The organism is Rhizobium tropici CIAT 899 (assembly GCF_000330885.1).
In the GTDB taxonomy this organism is placed as follows: domain Bacteria; phylum Pseudomonadota; class Alphaproteobacteria; order Rhizobiales; family Rhizobiaceae; genus Rhizobium; species Rhizobium tropici.
In genome coordinates this window covers 269,852-287,913 of record NC_020059.1, presented here as the reverse complement: position 1 = coordinate 287,913, position 18,062 = coordinate 269,852, and the positions used below count along the sequence as shown (strand labels likewise).

Annotated in this window: 19 protein-coding genes; 8 read left to right on the top strand and 11 right to left on the bottom strand. The window is 59.9% G+C overall.

Going from position 1 to position 18,062, the window contains the following annotated elements; all coding sequences use genetic code 11:
* The first annotated feature begins 94 nt into the window (after positions 1-94).
* Positions 95-925, top strand: a complete 831-nt coding sequence (locus RTCIAT899_RS01385) for a tetratricopeptide repeat protein (RefSeq protein ID WP_015338426.1) — start codon at positions 95-97, stop codon at positions 923-925.
* Positions 926-1,023: 98 nt separating this feature from the next.
* On the opposite strand, the gene RTCIAT899_RS01380 is transcribed toward RTCIAT899_RS01385, so the two are convergent.
* From RTCIAT899_RS01380 to RTCIAT899_RS01335, 10 genes are all read right to left on the bottom strand, one after another.
* The gene (locus RTCIAT899_RS01380; protein WP_015338425.1) at positions 1,024-1,668 is read right to left on the bottom strand and encodes a LysE family translocator; all 645 of its coding nucleotides are present in this window, start codon (positions 1,666-1,668) and stop codon (positions 1,024-1,026) included.
* 119 nt (positions 1,669-1,787) lie between these two features.
* Positions 1,788-2,765, bottom strand: a complete 978-nt coding sequence (locus RTCIAT899_RS01375; protein ID WP_015338424.1) for a type II secretion system F family protein — start codon at positions 2,763-2,765, stop codon at positions 1,788-1,790.
* Positions 2,766-2,787: 22 nt separating this feature from the next.
* A complete protein-coding gene (locus RTCIAT899_RS01370) occupies positions 2,788-3,795 on the bottom strand; it encodes a type II secretion system F family protein (RefSeq protein ID WP_015338423.1) in 1,008 nt (335 codons plus the stop codon).
* 8 nt (positions 3,796-3,803) lie between these two features.
* Positions 3,804-5,285 carry a TadA family conjugal transfer-associated ATPase gene (locus RTCIAT899_RS01365; RefSeq protein ID WP_015338422.1) on the bottom strand — a complete coding sequence of 494 codons (1,482 nt, stop codon included), beginning with the start codon at positions 5,283-5,285 and terminating at the stop codon, positions 3,804-3,806.
* Positions 5,286-5,361: 76 nt separating this feature from the next.
* A complete protein-coding gene (locus RTCIAT899_RS01360; RefSeq protein ID WP_015338421.1) occupies positions 5,362-6,633 on the bottom strand; it encodes a CpaE/TadZ family protein in 1,272 nt (423 codons plus the stop codon).
* Positions 6,634-6,670: 37 nt separating this feature from the next.
* Complete coding sequence (locus RTCIAT899_RS01355) at positions 6,671-7,459, bottom strand: CpaD family pilus assembly protein (RefSeq protein WP_015338420.1); 789 nt, start codon at positions 7,457-7,459, stop codon at positions 6,671-6,673.
* 13 nt (positions 7,460-7,472) lie between these two features.
* Positions 7,473-8,972, bottom strand: a complete 1,500-nt coding sequence (locus RTCIAT899_RS01350) for a type II and III secretion system protein family protein (protein ID WP_015338419.1) — start codon at positions 8,970-8,972, stop codon at positions 7,473-7,475.
* A gap of 14 nt (positions 8,973-8,986) precedes the next feature.
* Positions 8,987-9,802, bottom strand: a complete 816-nt coding sequence (gene cpaB / locus RTCIAT899_RS01345; protein WP_041677767.1) for a Flp pilus assembly protein CpaB — start codon at positions 9,800-9,802, stop codon at positions 8,987-8,989.
* A gap of 172 nt (positions 9,803-9,974) precedes the next feature.
* The gene (locus RTCIAT899_RS01340; protein WP_015338417.1) at positions 9,975-10,478 is read right to left on the bottom strand and encodes an A24 family peptidase; all 504 of its coding nucleotides are present in this window, start codon (positions 10,476-10,478) and stop codon (positions 9,975-9,977) included.
* A 126-nt stretch (positions 10,479-10,604) separates the two neighbouring features.
* On the bottom strand, positions 10,605-10,796 hold the full coding sequence (locus RTCIAT899_RS01335; RefSeq protein ID WP_015338416.1) for a Flp family type IVb pilin: 192 nt from the start codon (positions 10,794-10,796) through the stop codon (positions 10,605-10,607).
* Between the two features lie 403 nt (positions 10,797-11,199).
* Between RTCIAT899_RS01335 and RTCIAT899_RS01330 the strand changes: the two genes are divergently transcribed.
* The 7 genes from RTCIAT899_RS01330 to RTCIAT899_RS01300 all read left to right on the top strand — a co-directional run bounded on the left by RTCIAT899_RS01330 (position 11,200) and on the right by RTCIAT899_RS01300 (position 16,705).
* Positions 11,200-11,625, top strand: a complete 426-nt coding sequence (locus tag RTCIAT899_RS01330; RefSeq protein WP_015338415.1) for a pilus assembly protein N-terminal domain-containing protein — start codon at positions 11,200-11,202, stop codon at positions 11,623-11,625.
* A gap of 153 nt (positions 11,626-11,778) precedes the next feature.
* Positions 11,779-12,399, top strand: coding sequence for a TadE/TadG family type IV pilus assembly protein (locus RTCIAT899_RS01325; protein ID WP_015338414.1), 621 nt, complete (start codon positions 11,779-11,781; stop codon positions 12,397-12,399).
* Positions 12,400-12,413: 14 nt separating this feature from the next.
* Positions 12,414-12,986, top strand: a complete 573-nt coding sequence (locus RTCIAT899_RS01320) for a TadE/TadG family type IV pilus assembly protein (RefSeq protein ID WP_041677161.1) — start codon at positions 12,414-12,416, stop codon at positions 12,984-12,986.
* A 131-nt stretch (positions 12,987-13,117) separates the two neighbouring features.
* Positions 13,118-14,338: a phosphopentomutase gene (locus tag RTCIAT899_RS01315; protein ID WP_015338412.1), complete on the top strand. Its 1,221-nt coding sequence runs from the start codon at positions 13,118-13,120 to the stop codon at positions 14,336-14,338.
* Complete coding sequence (locus tag RTCIAT899_RS01310; protein WP_015338411.1) at positions 14,335-15,303, top strand: adenosine deaminase; 969 nt, start codon at positions 14,335-14,337, stop codon at positions 15,301-15,303. Before RTCIAT899_RS01315 ends, RTCIAT899_RS01310 begins: the two co-directional genes overlap by 4 nt.
* A 121-nt stretch (positions 15,304-15,424) precedes the next feature.
* Positions 15,425-16,054, top strand: coding sequence for a uracil phosphoribosyltransferase (gene upp / locus RTCIAT899_RS01305; RefSeq protein ID WP_015338410.1), 630 nt, complete (start codon positions 15,425-15,427; stop codon positions 16,052-16,054).
* A gap of 126 nt (positions 16,055-16,180) precedes the next feature.
* Positions 16,181-16,705, top strand: coding sequence for a TIGR02281 family clan AA aspartic protease (locus tag RTCIAT899_RS01300; protein ID WP_015338409.1), 525 nt, complete (start codon positions 16,181-16,183; stop codon positions 16,703-16,705).
* Positions 16,706-16,754: 49 nt separating this feature from the next.
* On the opposite strand, the gene deoA is transcribed toward RTCIAT899_RS01300, so the two are convergent.
* A complete protein-coding gene (gene deoA, locus RTCIAT899_RS01295; protein ID WP_015338408.1) occupies positions 16,755-18,062 on the bottom strand; it encodes a thymidine phosphorylase in 1,308 nt (435 codons plus the stop codon).

Sequence of the window (18,062 nt, the reverse complement as noted above, 5' to 3'; positions counted from 1 at the left end):
AACAGATTATTGCTGGAGCGAACATTGCGTCGAACCTTTCCCTGTTCCGATTCTAGGCCGGGCGCAAGACTATAGGAATTCAGGGATCAGCGTCATGCCCGCCGTCGCAGCTGCGTCTTCATTCAGAACCTTTCTTTTGCAGGGAGCTTCCGTCGCACTTCTGGCGCTCACGCTCGCAAGCTGCTCGACGACCGGACAGGACAGGATGACGACGGGCTCGATCCCCAAGACTTCGAAATCTGTCGATACGATGAACAGCACGGAGCTGGCTCAGGCGACCGCGACGTTTGGCAAGGCCTATGATGCCAATCCCAAGGATCGCGATGCCGGCGTCAACTACGCCAATGCGCTGCGCATGAGCGGCCGCAACAATCAGGCGCTTGCGGTCATGCAGCAGGTGGCAATCGCCAATCCAACCGACCGCGGCGTGCTGGCGGCCTATGGCAAAGCCCAGGCGGCGGCAGGCCAGCTCGACGAGGCGCTTTCGACCATTGACCGCGCCCAGCTTCCGGATCGGCCGGACTGGCGCCTGGTTTCAGCGCAGGGCGCTATCCTCGATCAGCTTGGGCGCTCCCAAGATGCGCGCGCCAAATATCGGGATGCGCTGGTGCTGGCTCCAAACGAGCCGACCATCCTTTCCAATCTCGGCATGTCCTATGTGCTGACCGGCGATCTCAAGAATGCGGAAAACTATCTCCGCACGGCCATCTCGCAGCCGGGCTCCGATAGCCGCGTACGGCAGAATCTGGCGCTGGTCGTCGGTCTGCAGGGCCGGTTTGCGGAAGCCGAACAGATTGCGCGGCAGGAACTGACACCGCAACAGGCGAACGCCAACGTTGCCTATCTGCGCGGCATGCTGGCGCAGCAGAACTCCTGGCAGAAGCTTGCCGCCAGCGGCAACAGCAGGAAAGTCGCCCAACAATAGGGCCAGCGGGAGCGGCCATAACGGCTCGCCTGCGCACCTCTCGCACAGATAAGCCGGCCGCACGCCAATTCAGGCGGATACCCGGCAGCTCGAGGCACTTAACGCCAGATGTGGCGCGGCAGCCCCTCGGCGACAAGCCGCGCTCCAAGGGCACCGATGACGGCACCCGCCACCCTGTCGATCCAGAGCTTTGATCCGACATAAAGTGCACGTGGGCGGTTGGAGGAGAAGGCCAGTGTCACCACGGTGTACCAGCCAACCTCGACCAGGAGGACTGCGGGCGGAACCGCAAAGAGCAGCCAGGGAGCCGGAGCCGCCGGAAGGAGTGCGGCGAAGATACTGCCGTAGAAAATGGCCGTCTTCGGATTGCTGAGCTGCGTGCCGAGCGCAAAGAGGAAATTACGCACCACGCCACCCTCCGCCGGCGTTGCCGGCGCGTCGATGGGAAGGTCATCCGCCGCGCTGCGCCAGATGCGGATGCCGACATAGATCAGATAAAGGCCGCCGCCGATTTTCAGCGCGAGATACAGCCATTCGACCTTCATCAGCAACGCGCTCAAGCCGAACAGGGCCAAGGTCGCGAAAATGACGCTACCGGTTCCCATGCCGAAAGCCGCGGCAAGCCCCGCCTTGCGAGAGCGCGAAATGGCGATGCGTGAAACGAGCACGAAGCTCGGGCCGGGACTGACGGCTCCGATGAAGACAGCCGCGATGACGCTGAAAAATATAGCAAGGGATGACATGCGAGACCTCCAAGGACGCTCGGTACGAACGACTTGCGCTTGCTGCAACACACGCCAGACGTACTCGACGACATTCCATACAACTAACCATGTCTCCGCGTGGCGGGCAAGCAGGCAATTCAGAACTTATCCATAGCCTGAATGATTGCGGGGCCGAGAATTACCGCCATCAAGACCGGCAGGAAGAAGATGATCATCGGCACGGTGAGCTTCGGCGGCAGCGCGGCAGCCTTCTTCTCTGCCTCGTTCATGCGTTCGTCGCGGCCCTCCTGCGCCATGACGCGCAGCGCCTGCGAAAGCGGCGTGCCATAACGTTCGGCCTGGATGAGCGCCTGCGTCACCGATTTGACGAGCTCGATCTGCGTACGGGCGGCGAGGTTGTCAAAGGCGGTACGGCGATCCTGCAGGAAGGAAAGCTCGGCCGTGGTCAGCACCATTTCCTCCGCAAGTGCGGGAGATTGCTCTGCCATTTCCTCGGACACGCGATGCATACCCGCCTCGATTGAAATGCCCGACTCCACGCAGATCAGCATCAGGTCGAGAGCATCGGGCCAGGCGCGCTTGATCGATTTCTGGCGCTTGCTCACCAGATTGGAGATATAGATGTTCGGCGTATAGAAGCCCAGATAGGCGAAAGCGATGACCCCGAGCAGGCGGATCGGCAGGGGCTTTGCGGCGAACCAGCCGAGAACGAAGACGACGACGATCGCAACTGCGAGAAACAGGAACGGCAGCAGGAACCGCGCCACCAGGAACATGTTGAGCGCATTTTCCGACCGCAGGCCCGCGGCCCGCAAGCGATTGACGGTATTGGCGTCGACCAGCGCGTTGCGCAGGTTGAACCGCTCGACGATCTGTCTGACGTTTCGATTGTTGTGGCTGCGCAGCGACGCCTTGCCGCCGTCCGCATTAAGCCGTGCCCGCTCGCGCGCACGGATCTGTTCACGCTCCGTCGACACGGCCTTCATGCGCTTGCTGAGATCGCCGCGTTCCAAAAGCGGTATCGCAATCGTGTAGAAAGTCGCGAAGACGGCAATGGCGACCACGACGGCAAGAAGAGTGCCGGGATCGGTTAAGCGGGCAGCGAGATCGGTCATGGGCTACGCGGCTCCTTCCCGCTCAGATCTCGAAATTGACCATGTTGCGCATGATGAAGATGCCGATCGACATCCAGATGCCGGCTCCGAGCAAGATCAGATGGCCGCGCGGATCGGCGAACAGGATCATCATGTATTGCGGCGACGTCAGATAGACCAGCAGCATCACGATGAAGGGTAGAGCGCCAATGATGACGGCGGATGCCTTGGCTTCCATCGACAATGCCTTGACTTTCGCCTTCATTTTCTTGCGCTCGCGCAGCACCTTCGAGAGATTGCCGAGAGCTTCCGAGAGGTTACCGCCCGCCTGGGCCTGGATCGCGATAACGATCGAGAAGAAATTTACCTCCTGCAGGGGCATGTGGTTCGAGATGCGCGCGCAGGCATCCGCCATGCTGAAGCCGACTTGCTGCGCTTCGACGACCCGGCGGAACTCCGTCTTGACGGGCTCCCGTGCCTCGCCGGCCACCAGCCGAACCGCATCATTGAGCGGCAGACCTGAGCGAAGCGAGCGCGTGATGACATCGAGTGCGTTCGGAAACTCTTCCAGAAATTTGCTTTGCCGGCGCTTGATGAGGAAGCGGACGACCCAGCGCGGCAGGCCGAAAGCAGCCGCAAAGAATATGCCCAGAATGGCCAGCGGCGGGGCGCCGACAATGAAAAGAACCAATGTGACAAAAAGGCCGAACAGCACGCTGAAGATGTAGAAGCGCGCCGGCGTCAACGACAGACCGGCCTGCGCGAGGCGCGCTTTCAGCGACTGCCTCTTTTTCGTGTTTTCGGACTGGCGCCGTTCCAGATCCTTTAGAGAATCCTGCACGGATTTGCGCCGCTTCGACATTTCCTGGACGCGGTCACGCGCTGCCTTGACCTTGACGCGATCGGTTTCGGCCTGCTTGACGCGATTGACACGGCCTTCCGCCTTCTTCTGGGTCTCGATCCGGGAATAGAGAACGCCATAGCAGACTGCCGCCGCGGAAACCGCCGCCAGCAGCACAATCAACAGCACTATTGGATCGATACCGAACATCGTAAATCCTATTGCGCCTTCTGTTCCATCTCATCCAAGGCGGCCGCCAGGCGCCGCTCCTCGTTGTAGTAGCGGGCACGATCCCAGAAATGCGGCTTGCCGATACCGGTGGAAACGTGCCGACCGATGATCCGGCCGTTCGCATCCTCGCCCTCGATCTCGTAGCGCATCAAATCCTGTGTAATGATCACATCGCCTTCCATGCCGATCACCTCGGTGACCTGGGTGATGCGACGCGAACCGTCACGCAGGCGGGCGGCCTGGATGACGACGTCGACGGAGCTGGAAATGATCTCGCGTACGGTCTTGGCCGGCAGGCTGAAACCACCCATCGCGATCATCGATTCCATACGGCTCAAGCACTCGCGCGGCGTATTGGCGTGGATGGTCCCCATGGAACCATCGTGGCCCGTGTTCATCGCCTGCAGCAGGTCGAAGACCTCGGGTCCGCGCACTTCGCCGACGATGATGCGTTCGGGGCGCATACGCAGGCAGTTCTTGACGAGATCGCGCATGGTGATCTCGCCCTCGCCTTCGATGTTCGGCGGGCGGGTTTCGAGGCGCACCACATGCGGCTGCTGCAGCTGCAGTTCGGCGGTATCTTCGCAGGTGATGACGCGTTCATCGCGGTCGATATAGTTGGTCAGGCAGTTCAGAAGCGTTGTCTTGCCCGAACCGGTACCGCCTGAGATGACGACATTGCAGCGCACACGGCCGATGATCTGCAAAAGTGTCGCGCCTTCCGGCGTGATGGCGCCAAAACGGACGAGCTGATCGAGGGTGAGCTTGTCCTTCTTGAATTTACGAATGGTCAGTGCGGGACCGTCGATCGCGAGCGGCGGTGCGATGACGTTGACGCGCGAACCGTCGGGCAGGCGCGCATCGCAGATGGGGCTCGATTCATCGACGCGGCGGCCGACCTGGCTGACGATGCGCTGGCAGATGGAAAGAAGCTGCGAATTGTCGCGGAAGCGGATTTCGGATTCGACGGTCTTGCCGCCGACTTCGATGAAGGTCTGGCCGGCACCGTTGACCATGATATCGGCGATGTCGTCGCGGGCGAGCAGCGGCTCCAGCGGACCGTAGCCAAGCACATCGTTGCAGATATCCTCGAGCAGTTCCTCCTGCTCGGAGATCGACATCGCGAAATTCTTGATGGTGATGATATCGTTGACGATATCGCGGATTTCCTCGCGCGCGGCCTCGTTGCCAAGCTTGGAAAGCTGCGAAAGGTCGATCGTGTCGATCAGCGCGGAGAAGACCTGCGATTTCGTATCGTAATATTCTTCGGTGCGCGCCACGCGACGGCGGCTGGGCGTCTGCATCGAGGGAGGCACGACCTGCTGACGGGGCTGCGTTGAATCATGGGACGGCTCAATCAGCACGGCCGGTGCCGCCGGACCATTGCCAGCGGCTGGCACGCGCGCCGGCGGCGGCGGAGACATTGCACCGCTCTTTGCAGGACCTTCATTTCCGCGCTTGCCAAACATCTTTCTGATCCAATTCTAATGCTGCTGCACGGCCTTCAAAAAGATCGGTCTTTGAAGCCCGTGCGAAATCAAACGATCACTTTCGCTTCAGAAGGCCCAGCAAACCGCCCTTTCTGGCCTTCTTCAAAGCGACACGTCCGGTAACGATGTGCGATATCTGCGAGAAAGTTTCGGCGGTCGGCGACTTCGGATCGGTTTCGGCGATCATCTGCCCGCTGTTGGCGGCATTGCCGAACAGGTTGATGTCGAACGGGATGATGGCGATCGGATCCGTCTCAAGCGGTGCGCAGAACTCCGAGGGGTTGATCTCGGGACGCTTCGGCATGCCGACCTGATTGAGAATGAGGTGCGGCGCCTTGTCGTTGGGCCGCAGCTTGCTCAGAGCGTCGATCAGATTCTTGGCGTTGCGCAGATTGGCGAGATCGGGCGCGGCGCAAATGACGACCTCGTCTACCGCGCCAAGCACCGAGCGTGTCCATTCCGTCCAGACATGCGGCACATCGAGAACCGCGACCGGCGCACTGCGCTGGAGGACATCGAGCACCGGCAGGAAAGCCTGCCCTTCGAAATCATAGGCGCGATCCAGCATCGAGGGAGCCGCCAGCAGCGAGAGATGCTGGGAACATTTGGTCAGCAACCGGTCGAGGAAGACCTCGTCAAGCCGCTCAGGAGCATAGACGGCTTCCGCGATACCCTGCGCGGGATCCTGGTCGAAATCGATATTGGCGGTGCCGTAGGGCAGATCGAGATCGGCAAGGATGGTTTCGGTGGAGAAAAGGCTGGAAATTCCGAAGGCGCAATTATGGGCGATGGTCGATGCGCCTACCCCGCCCTTGGCGCCGATGAAGGCGATACTGCGCCCGAGCGGCTCGGCATCGGGATCGATAAAGATCGCCGCCATCGCGGTCAACAGATCGACCATGTCGGTCGGCTGGACGATATATTCGGAGATGCCGTTGCGGATGAGTTCGCGATAGAGGCCGATATCGTTGTGATAGCCGACGACGATGACTTTGGTGCTCGGATCGCAGACGGCGGCGAGCGGTTCGAGTTCCGCCAACAGGCCGCGCGGACCGGCGCGCGTCTCCAGGATGATCAGATTAGGGGTCGGCGCCGAGGCGAACATGTTCGCCGCAGCCGCCACACCGCCGCTGGTGATCCGCAGGCTGACCTTGGACATGCGCCGATCGTTGGCGCACTGGTCCATCACCTGCTGCAACTGCTCGCTTTCGCAAAAGGCATGTATGGAAATACGCGGCAGCGGCCTTAGATTGTCGAGATTGGCCGAACGCGAAACCTCCTCCGCTTCCGGGGCAGTCGAGCCGATATCATATTCGATGGCGTTCATGATTTCATCCTGTTCCGCCGGCGCGTAACTCTCATGTTCATTGGCCCGAGCCGCCGGAACCACTGAAGCCGCCAACCGTGGCGGTACTCGTCGGGACCGAGCCATTGCGATAATTGTCGATCACCTTGCTGCGCTGATCGGTATCGATCGGCGACACGGCGCGCGGCGAGATCAGATCCGTCGGATTGGCGACTTGCGCCGCCAGATTATGCTGTGTCGCGCAGCCGAAATTGTAGTAGTTCTGGTTGTCGAAAGCGTTGTCCGAAAGATCGTCCGGCCATTGACCGCATGTGTTGGTGAGCGCCGTCGTCGCTGTGAAGCGCAGACGAATCGGAGCCGCATCGCCAGGGTCGCCAGCGCCATAGTAGCTATCGACGATGCGGGCCGACGGAATGCCGTTCGCAACCAGCTCCCTGCGGATCTGCTGACGCAACGCAGATGCCGCCAAAGAATTCATCGATCCCCTGGGGGCAAGGATTTCGACCGTACCGCTCGCACGAGTGCGGTAATCCTGGATAAACCCGCGGATGGTATCGCGCATTCCCGTCGTCAGGCGACGGTCGCTGGCGGCAACCGGGATATCGAGATTGTGTTCTTTCTCCGTCAACACGATCGGATGACGTTGCCGATAATCGTCATTGATCGCGCTGGTGGTCATGCGATCACGTGAATCGGCGCAGCTGCTGATAGTTGCAGCCGTCACGATCAGGGCCGGCACCATCAGAGCCAGCCCGAGGGAACGGGACCGGCCGGTGCGAGGCGCTTTGTGCTCCAGGCTGGCCATTTTGGGATCTTTCGTTGATCCGGTTGAAAAGGCGCGCGTCATGATCGGTCTCTCCTCACTTGTAGATGAAGCCGACAGTGCCGTGGAAATCGGCATCGGCGACCGGCGGCCCGTCCTTGCGGCCGTAGATCTTGTTGACACGATTCATGAAGACGCCGCTGATATCGTTGCTCGGCGAGAAGTTATCGTCGGGGCGGGCAAGCTGGCTACGGGCGACCGGCCGCACCAGATAAGGCGTCGCGATGATGACCAGCTCGGTTTCATCGCGCTGAAAGCTCTTTTGACGGAACAGAGCGCCGAGAATCGGAATCTTCGAGGCGCCCGGCGTGCCGTTGGTGGTCTGCTGAATGGTATCGCTCAGGAGACCGGCCAAAGCGATCGAGCCGCCCGACGGCAACTCTACCGAAGTATCGGCGGCGCGCTGGTTGTAGGTTGCCGTGCCTGCGTTGGCTGTGCCAACCGGATTGGAGACCTGGGTCTGCACATGCAGCGCGATTCGTCCGGCAGACAGCACGACAGGCGTGAAGGCCAAACTGATACCGTAGGTGAAGGGCGTGACCGTGACGGTCCCGTCCTTGTTCGTGACGGCGTACAGGGTCTGACCGCCCGAATTGAAGGTCGCCGCCTGGCCGGAGATCGCCGTCAATGTCGGCTCGGCCAGCGTACGGACGGCCCCAGCCTGCTCGAGAGCATTGAGATAGGTGCTGATATCGTATTTGCCGATGGCGGTCTTGAACAAGCTGGCCAGGCCGCCGCCGCCGGCCGCCGCAGTTCCATCCGCGCTAGGACTGCCGAGCTGGGCAACCGTCAAGCCGGAAGAATTCCTGACGAGATTGTCGAAGCCGATCTGCTTCAGCACGCTGCGCTTGATTTCGGCGACGGTCACCTTGAGCGTCACCTGATCCTCGCCTTCGATCTGCAGCATGTTGACGATCTGCGAGGTCTGCCGTGTTTCCGCAAAAATGGCGACCGCATTGTTGTCGCCGCTGCCCGAGGCAGTCTGGTTTCGGGTCGTCGCCTCGCCGCCTTTGAGGAAGGCCTGCGCAAGCTGTTCGGCACGTGTCGCATCCTGGGGCGTGCGCACCGTACCGGTCATGACGATGTTGTCGGAAACGATCTCGACGTTGATGTCGGAGTCGGGAATGAAGCGCTTGAGGTTGGCCTGAAGTCCGGCAATGTCGCGCTCGATCTGCAGATCGAGGCTGACGATCTCCTTGCCGTCGGCACCGAAGATGAAGATGTTGGTCTGGCCGACCGTCTTGCCGAAAAGATAGATGCGACGCGATGTTCGCGTCACCGCATCGGCCATCTTGGGATCGGAGACAAGGATATCGTGGGCATCGGCCGGCAGATCGACGACAAGCGCCTTGTTGAGGCCCAGCTTCAATGTGCGCTTCGTGCCGAGGCCGGCTATCGTCACGATGCTGTCCGAGCCGCCTGCGAAGACCGCAGGCATGCGCAGAAAGGCCGGACCCAAAGGCAGCCCGGCAAAAGCAACGGAGAAGGAGAGGCCGAAGGCGAGAGGCAGGCTGGCTTTCTTGCTTGTCTTGAACATGGTCTCGCCCCTTCTCACTGCGGCTTCGGCCCGGTCGGGCCGTCGGTCACGATTGCTCCGGATTTGATGACCTGGATCATGCTGCCGCCATTGTCGCCGGCCAGAAGATAATCGGCGGCCGTCGTATCGGACTGCTGCGCGTCCGCAACGGAGCGCAATGCCAGCGTCAGACGATCGGCCATCTGGTGGGCGACCGCTAGGACCTTGGTTTGATCCGGCGTCAGCTCCAGCGTCGCGGTTGCACCGACGACGGCCTTGCTTCCATCCTGCTTTTCCTCGATCTGCTGATCGACTGCCAGAACGCGCACGTTGCTGAGCACGGTTTCCGTGACGAGCTGCTGTTGGGAGCCCTTACGCACCATGATGACGTCGACACGATCATTCGGAAGAATGAAGCCGCCCGCGCCGGTGGCGACGGAAATCTCCGTGGCGACGGCCCGCTTGCCCGCCGGCAGCAAGGACGAAAGGATACGGCTGTTGGAATCGGCAATCTTCTCCTCGCGGATGGGCTCGCCCTCGAAGATCGGCAGACGAACAACAGCGCCGGTCAGATCTTTCAGAGCGTCGGGCCGTTCGCGTTCGGTGACGAGGCCTTTGACGAGACCGCTTTCGGGCCAAGGCATCCAATGGATCGACTGTTCGTTCAGGCGTGTGCCGACAGGCAGATTGGCACCGGCAACGAGGACGTTGACCGTCGCCTCCTTCTCCACGACCGCCGCGATCTGCTGGGGAACGATATCGCGCGAACCCGCCAGGCGCATCGCGAGCAGACCGGCCATACCGGCCGCGACGGCTGCCACTGCGAGGATCATTATGCGAGCGGGTTTCATGGTCATTCCTTGAGGAACAGGATTCTTCGCCCTGCAGAATGACCGGCAATTGGTGTAATTATGGTTAATGGGTGGTTACATTTATTGTTACTTAACCATGATTACTTGACATATATTAGAGCTCCCTTTCAAAAAGACCTCCTATACTCCTGCGTTAAGGTTCGGAGTACTTTTAGGCCGCTGCAGCCAGAAGAACCGCCGAGGAGGGGAAGGCGAGCATCCCGCCAATCGCGATGGCAATGCCGTAAGGGATTTTTTTAGCAACCGTCAATGAGTGCGGCAATGGCAAGCCCAAAGCCACGATGGTAGCGGCCTGCGATCTCAGCATGATGACCAAAACAGTAACTGCGCCACCGATGAACGCGACATAAACCAAGAACTCGATGAGAGAAGAATCGAACCCAAACCAAAGTGCAGCAGCAGCCAGGAGCTTCGCATCGCCGCCGCCCATGATGTTCAGTGCAAACAACGTGAAGCAGGCAAAGAACACAGCACCCGCTCCGGCAAGATGCATACCGATTTCTGCAGCCGAAAGGCCCGAGATCGGTGCCAGCACAAGGAACGAGGCCGCAAGCGCCAACGACACGCGATTCGGGATCCTCATGGTCATCAGATCCGAGATCGCCGCGATTGACATGCAGAGCGGGAAAATCAGCAATGTTGCCGTTTCAAGCATTGAAGATAAACCGCCTTTTGCGACCAAGATAAAAAAATCGAAAACCGCTCGCAGAGAGAACGGTTTTCGTTAGCAGCACCAAACCTTGCAGAAACAGGGTTGGTTTCAAGGCGCTATTATTGCGCCTTAGTACCCCTTGGATTGAGTATCAGCGGCAGTCATCTTCGTCGCAATATTTCGGAAGGTATTATTCAATGTACCACCCAGGGTCGTCGCGCCGGTGATGATGGCGACCGAGATCAGGGCGGCGATCAGGCCATATTCAATTGCGGTCGCGCCGGATTCATCCTTCAGGAAACGCGAAAAAAGCTTGGACATAAATTTAACTCCACTTTGTTGACAGCACGTCCGCCAACTGTTGCCGTTGATCGGATGAACTGCACAGTAGCCGCGCGCCGTTTCCATCGCTTTAAAGAATTAGGTTAATACACAGTAAATACAAAAGCGAAAATAGAATAGTTAATGCACGTTTTATGTTCTTCTTTCCGTTTTAAAGAAGTTCTTCAGCCAAATTGAAATTATTAGACGCATGAATATTAGCGAGAAATACGATTTGTCTTGAAACAATACACGATTTTCGCAATGATGGGATGACATGGCGGTCGAATGAGACATTCGAGCCATAATCGAACGACGCCGGGTCAGCTTAATCGTTCATTCACCATTCTTTCCCATTCTATCCGGAAATTCTTTTCACTATCGCTTTCCAAGAGGCCAAGCCATGCCAATCGGCGGCAGAACAGCATTCCTTGCATGCATTGTTGCCGCGGCCGGCATGATGCCGCAGCTTTCCCACGCCGCGGGAGAGAGCATGCTGCGCGTCTATATGGATCACGCGCGCGTATTGAAGCTGGACCGCCCTGTCAGCAAGGTTATCGTCGGCAATTCGCAGGTCGCCGATGCAACCGTCGCCGATCCGAAAACCATCGTCCTGACCGGCCGCAGCTTCGGCACGACGAACATCATCCTGCTCGACACCGACGGCAACGCGATCGTGGACGAGCAGATCCTGGTATCGATCGACGAAGGCAATACGGTCCGCGTTTTCCGCCAGACGGATCGAGCCGTGCTGTCATGCACGCCGAATTGCGAACAGCACGCTCAACAAAACAATACGGCGACGCCGACCGCGGCCGCAGGGCCATAATAACATTCGATAACGCAAATATTCTAAAGTACTTTCAAAGAATTATATTGCGATCGATAATCCTAGTTTCCTCTAAATATGAATAGAGAAGAGAAACGGATTATCAAGAAAGCAACTCTAGTGTCCTCCGCGTTTAAACATCGCGGATGACCTATGACGCCAAACAACGCGCCTCTCGCCAATACGAGCCCTGCACGGCAACGTGCGCGAGGCAGATTCCGCGAATTCGTGCGCTCTCGCGATGGGACGGCGGCGATCGAATTCGCTCTGCTTGCCATTCCCTATTTTCTGATCATCTTCGCCATTATCGAAACCTTTGTCGCCTTTACTGCGGAACAAGTCGTTTCGAACGCCGTCGATACTCTGTCACGGCAGATCAGAACCGGACAGATTACAGCTGCTAACACCAGCTCGCAGCAATTCCGACAGGCATTCTGCAATCAGATTTCCGTGCTCATTACCTGCTCATCTTCCGAACTACAGACGCCGACAAACCTCTACCTCGATGTGCAAAGCTATTCGAGCTTCGCATCCATGCCGACAACAATCCCGCGCAAATCCTCGACCGATCCCTATTCCGATCTCAGCACTACAGGTTTCGCCTTCACACCAGGCGGGGCCAAGTCGCTGAACATGGTGCGCGCCTACTATCGCTGGGGGATCATAACGGACCTGCTGCGCCCCTATCTGACCAACGTGCACCCGACCGACGGTTCGGCCTCGGTCTATCTCATCGTCGCCACGGCGGCCTTTCAGAACGAGAATTATCCGTGAGCAGCCACGCGAGCATGACCGCGAAAGAAAATGTGCCCTCAGGCATATTGCGGCGATTCGCCCGCGACGAGCGCGGCGTCGGCGCGATCGAATTCGCCATTCTTTTTCCCGTGTTGCTGATGCTCTATCTCGGTGCCTTCGAGCTTACCGTCGGCCTCAGCGCCTCGAAACGAGCCAGCCGTTCGGCCGGTTCGATAGCCGATATCGTCTCGCAGCAATCGTCGATCACAAAGTCCGTGCTTGCGACAATGCCCTCGGTCGCCGGCGCCATCTTCGCACCCTATGGCACCACCGGCCTGACGCTGAAGATCACCGGCATCGCCATCGACGCTTCAGGCAAGGCGACTGTCGCGTGGTCCTGGGCGCAGGACGGAAGCAGGGCATATACGGTTGGCTCGACGGTCACTTTGCCGGCCAACATGAACCAGGCAAGCACATTCCTCGTCCGCAGCGAACTTACCCACCCCTATCAGCTCCTCAGCTTTGGTGCCAATTTCCTGCCGAGCGGCACAAACCAGATCACCATCAGCCGGCAATATTACTATCGCCAGCGTGTCGGAACTTCGATCAGCTGCAGCGATTGCTGAGAACGCGCCGCAGAGAGGCGCCTGGCGGGGCTTCCAAACGGAAAATTGCCAAGTCGATGCCTCCGTTATATGGGTGACGTCCAATGACCCGGAAGACCTCCCCGGGATGACGGTATTCTATCGGGTGATCTATGGCGCGCGCCTTTCTCTTCGTTCTGGATTCTTTCGGCGTGGGTGGCGGCCCCGATGCGGCAAGCTACGGAGATGAAGGCGCCGACACGCTTGGCCATATTGCGGAATTCTGCGCTGCCGGCGCGGCCGATCGGGCGGGCCTTCGCCAAGGCCCGTTGACATTGCCGATCCTGTCGGGCCTCGGCCTGCTGGAGATCGCCAAGGCGGCGACGGGCAATTATCCCGCCGGCATGCCGCTGCCGGAAAAACTGTATGGCCTCTATGGCTGCGCCAATGAGGTCTCCCGCGGCAAGGACACACCTTCGGGCCATTGGGAGATCGCCGGTACGCCCGTCATGTTCGACTGGGGGTACTTTCCGACCGAGGGCGATGCCTTCCCGCCGGAGCTGGCGAAGGCCATCTGCGAGGCGGCCGATCTGCCAGGGATTCTCGGCAATTGCCACGCCTCCGGCACGGATATCATCGCAAAGCTCGGCGAAGAGCACATCCGCAGCGGCAAGCCGATCTGCTATACCTCGTCCGACTCCGTCTTCCAGATTGCAGCGCACGAACAGCATTTCGGCCTCGACCGGCTGATCGGCCTCTGCAAGATCGTACGCACGCTGCTCGATCCCTACAATATCGGCCGCGTCATAGCCCGCCCCTTTGTCGGCGAGACGGTGGCGACATTCGAGCGGACCGGCAACCGGCGCGACTTTTCTGTTCTGCCGCCCGAGCCGACGCTGCTCGACCGTCTGGTCAAGGCCGAACGCACGGTGCATGCCGTCGGCAAGATCGGCGATATCTTTGCCCATCAGGGCGTCTCCAGGGTCATCAAGGCCAATGGCAATATGGCGCTGATGGATGCGACGCTGAAGGCCATGGGCGAAGCCGAGGATGGCGATCTCGTCTTCACCAATTTCGTCGATTTCGACATGGTCTATGGCCATCGCCGCGACGTGCCGGGTTATGCCGCGGCGCTCGAAGCCTTCGACGCGCGCCTGCCCGAAGTGCATAAGAAGCTGAAGGCAGGCGATCTCGTCATCCTGACCGCCGATCACGGCTGCGACCCGACTTGGCGCGGCACCGATCATACGCGCGAGCGCGTGCCTGTCATGGCTTACGGGCCGGGCATTCGTTCCCGTTCCATCGGCGTCCGTCAGACCTATGCGGATATCGGCGAGACGGTTGCGAAACATTTGGGAATTGCGGCAGGACCGCACGGGAGGAGCTTCCTTTGACATCGCATTTGAAGAAGGTGGAGCTGCACTGCCATCTGGAGGGCGCGGCTCCACCGGCATTGACGCTCGCACAAGCGGAGAAATATGGAGTCGACACCAGCGCCTTCCTTAGGGACGGTATTTACCTCTGGAAGGATTTTGCCGAATTCCTCGTCTGCTACGACAAGGTGTCCGAGGTCTACCGCACCGAGGAAGACTATGCGCTGCTGACGGAAACCTATCTGGAAGAGCTTGCCGGCATCGGCACGATCTATAGCGAGCTCATCGTTTCGCCCGACCATGGCGACCGCATCGGCCTTGGCGCCGACGCCTATATGGCGGGTGTTTCCACCGGCATCCATGCAGCCAAGGCAAAAACGGGCATCGAGGCTCGGCTGATCGTGACAGGCGAACGGCACTTCGGCCCGGAGCGCGTGGTGAAGGCGGCGGAGTATGCCGCCAAGAGCGACAATCCGCTGATAAAAGGATTCAACATGGCAGGCGAGGAGCGCATGGGCCGCGTCGCCGATTACGCCCGTGCCTTCGACATCGCCCGCGAAGCCGGCCTCGGTATGACAATCCATGCCGGCGAGGTTTGCGGCGCATTTAGCGTCGCCGACGCGGTGGATCTGGTGCGCCCGCAGCGTATCGGCCATGGCGTGCGCGCCATTGAGGATATGGATCTCGTCAGACGCCTTGCCGATCTCGGCACCGTGCTGGAAGTCTGCCCCGGTTCCAACATCGCGCTGAAGGTTTTTCCGGATTTCGAGTCGCATCCGCTGCGCAGGCTGCGCGACGCCGGCGTGAGGGTCACAATCAACGCCGACGATCCGCCCTTCTTCCACACCTCGCTCGAGCGAGAATACGAGCTTGCGTCGTCAGCCTTCGGCTTCAGCGACGACGAGATCAATGCGATGACGCGCACGGCGATCGAGGCGGCGTTCGTGGACGAGGCGACACGGGCGTCGCTGCTCGCAAAGTTGTAAAATGAGGGTTTTGGCCGCAGATTGGGGATGAAATCTCGCAAAGCGGCCTATTTTCTTGCACCAGAGGCAATTTCCGTGGAAGAACCATCTTATATCGCGGAATTACTGGAAGGCTGAAACCATGGACGGCGTCACTGTCATCGATCACCCGCTTGTGCAGCACAAGCTCACAATCATGCGCAAGAAGGACACCTCGACGGGAAGCTTCCGCCGGCTGCTGCGCGAGATTTCGACGCTGCTCTGTTACGAAGTGACGCGCGACCTCGAACTGACCATCGAGACCATCGAAACGCCGCTCCAGCCGATGGATGCGCCGATCCTCGAGGGCAAGAAGCTGGTCTTCGCCTCGATCCTGCGCGCCGGCAACGGTCTGCTCGAAGGCATGCTCGATCTCGTGCCCTCGGCCCGCGTCTCGCATATCGGCGTCTACCGCGATCATGAAACGCTGCAGCCGGTCGAATATTACTTCAAGGCGCCCGAGGATATTTCCGAGCGCCTGATCATCGTCGTCGATCCGATGCTGGCAACAGGCAATTCCTCGATTGCCGCGATCGAAAAGCTGAAGGAGCGAGGCGCACACAATATCCGCTTCCTGTGCTTGCTGGCGGCTCCCGAAGGCATCGCCAATTTCCGCAAGGCGCATCCGGACGTTCCGGTGTTCACGGCCGCCATCGACAGCCACCTGAACGAGAAGGGCTATATCGTCCCCGGCCTCGGCGATGCCGGCGACCGCATGTACGGCACCAAGTAAATCCGCTCTAATACTTTTCAGGAAGCCCGGCAGTTATTCGACTGCCGGGCTTTTTATTGATCGCTTTAGCATCCTTTCAGCACTCTCGGCTTATAAATGGCATGGCCCGCAGGAGGGGCCCTGCCGATGCTCGTTCGCGTTCTTGCCTTTGCCGGTGTCATCGCCGTTGCAGCGACCCAGGTGCCGATGCTGGTGAGTACCTATAGCGAACATGCCGCGAAACCGGCGCCGGTCGAAGCGGTTTCGCTTGCCCTTCCGAAGGCGGAAGCTCCCGTTTCCTATGGCAGCGTTCAGCTGCGCGCCAATGCGGGCGGCCACTATGAAGGCGATTTCACCATCAATGGCCGGTCTGTGCATGGGATGATCGATACCGGCGCGACCTATGTGGCAATGAACGAAAGCACCGCGCGCAGCCTCGGCTTCAGCGGCGTCGATCTCGACTATCGCTACACGGTCCAGACCGCGAATGGCACGTCAAAGGTCGCCCACATCAAACTCGACCGCCTGGAGATCGGTACGATCCGGGTTCGCGATATCGATGCCGTGGTGGCAAAGGATAGCGCATTGAGCACGACGCTGATCGGAATGAGCTTCATGAAAAAGCTGAACTCCTATGGAGTGCAGAATGGCACTCTGCTTCTGAAGCAATAGGATAAAAGGCATTTCCCAGACTGCGAAGCGGCCGACCGGCGCCTTCAAATCAAATCCGTCTGACAATGACAGGCGACAAAGCGGGCGCCGTATCCACGGTGCGATAGTTAGCCGACAAAGCGCCCGCGGCCTTTTGCGCGCTTGCCTCGTCTGCCGCATGCACGGTAGCGATGCGGTCACCCCTGCTCACCTTGGTGCCGAGCGGCAGAATGTCGCTGAAGCCGACGCGATGATCGATCTTGTCTTGCGGGCGGCGGCGGCCGCCGCCGAGATCGATGACGCTCATACCGATCTCCCGCGCATCGCAGGCGCCCAGCCAGCCATCGGCCGCCGCGAGAACGGGCTTCTGCACCGGCGCACTCGCCAAATAGCGATCCGGGTGTTCCAGCAGATCCGCGGGGCCGCCAAGGGCGTGCACCATGCGGCCGAAGATCTCTGCCGCCTTGCCGGATGCCAGAGCCTCGCGCGCCCTGCTCTCCGCATCGGCAGCGTTGGCGGCAATGCCGGCCTGAACGAGCATTTCGGATGCGAAGGCCAGGACGACTGTTTCGAGGCGCGTGCCTGCCTTGTTGCCCTTCAGGAAATCCAGGCAGTTACGAAGTTCGACCACGTTGCCAGCCGCGTCGGCCAAGGGCTGGTTCATGTCGGTAATCAGGGCCGAAGTCCTGACCCCGCCGCCATTGGCCACCTCCACCAGCGAGCGCGCCAGGGTCTCAGCTTCTTCCTGCGAGGTCATGAAGGCGCCGCTGCCGATCTTGACGTCGAGCACCAGCGTTTCCAGTCCCGCGGCCAGTTTCTTCGACAGGATGGAGGCGGTAATCAACGGCACGGAATCGACGGTCGCCGTGACATCGCGCACCGCATAGAGCTTGCCGTCGGCGGGCGCCAGCGCGCCGGTCTGACCGATGATGGCGCAGCCGACCTCATCGACCACCTTGCGGAAACGGGCGGCATCCGGCGTGATCCCGTAACCGGGAATGGATTCCAGCTTGTCCAGCGTGCCGCCGGTATGGCCGAGACCGCGACCAGAGATCATCGGCACGGCGAGGCCGCAGGCGGCGGCGATGGGAGCGAGCATCAGAGAGACGTTGTCGCCGACACCGCCAGTCGAATGCTTGTCGGCAATCGGCCTGCCGATGCCTCGCCAGGAAAGGATATCGCCGGAGCGAGCCATGGCGAGCGTCAGCGCCACCGTTTCCTCCCGCGTCATGCCGCGAAACCAGACGGCCATGGCAAAAGCGCCGATCTGGCTTTCCGCCAGTTCGCCCCGCCCCAAAGCACCGATAAACGCATCGATATCGGCAGCCGAAAGGGTGGCGCCGTTACGCTTCTGACGGATGATCTCCTGCGGGATCAT